General features: G+C 66.9%; 2 protein-coding genes. Both read left to right on the top strand.

Annotation, left to right across the window (positions count from 1 at the left end; translation table 11 throughout):
* Positions 1-326, top strand: a 326-nt coding sequence (locus tag AC5RUJ_RS17870) for a hypothetical protein (RefSeq protein WP_494156467.1), incomplete at its 5' end; no start/stop codon positions are given.
* Positions 327-355: 29 nt separating this feature from the next.
* Positions 356-664: twin-arginine translocase TatA/TatE family subunit (locus AC5RUJ_RS17865; protein WP_494156466.1), on the top strand; the 309-nt coding region annotated here is incomplete at its 3' end.

Genomic DNA, 664 nt, shown 5'->3' with positions numbered 1-664 from the left:
GGACGGCCCGGGTGGCTGACCCCGCGCCGCCGGTGAATGCGGCCACGGGCCATCCCGTGACCATGGACGGATTCCGGGAAGTGGCCGGGCTGGACCGCGCGGTGTGGGTGCGCGGCGGCGAGGACTGGACCGTGGTGCTCCACTCCGACGAGGTGACGTACACGTTGTGGTCGGACCTCCCGCTGGCCGAGATGCCGGAGACGGTCAGCCATGTGGTGCTGTCGGAGAACTCCCGCCTGAAGCTGCCGATGCCGTCCCCGGCCGACGATCCGTTCAGCCGGATCGTCCGCGGATTGGGCATGATGGTCAGCCCGCCAAGTGGCTGACCGGCCCGGCGAACGGGTAACCTTCAATCGTGTTTGGAATCAACGGCTCAGAACTGATCATCCTGGCAATTCTTGCCGTGGTGATCCTCGGACCTGAGCGGTTGCCCGAATACGCCGCGCAGTTGGCCAGGTTCGTCAAACAGCTGAAGACCATGGCCGCCGGTGCCAAGGAACAGCTGCGCGAAGAAGTCGGCGACGACATCGTCGACATGGACTGGCGCAAGCTTGATCCGCGGCAATACGACCCTCGGCGGATCATCAAGGAAGCCTTGTTGGACGAGGACGAGGCGCCGCGTCCTGCGCCGGCGGCGCCGGCTGTCGCGGCAGCAGCCGCGACC

This window comes from Arthrobacter sp. Y3223164, assembly GCF_059091005.1.
Note: the sequence above shows the minus strand (reverse complement) of the source record. Positions and strands in the feature narration are given on the sequence as shown.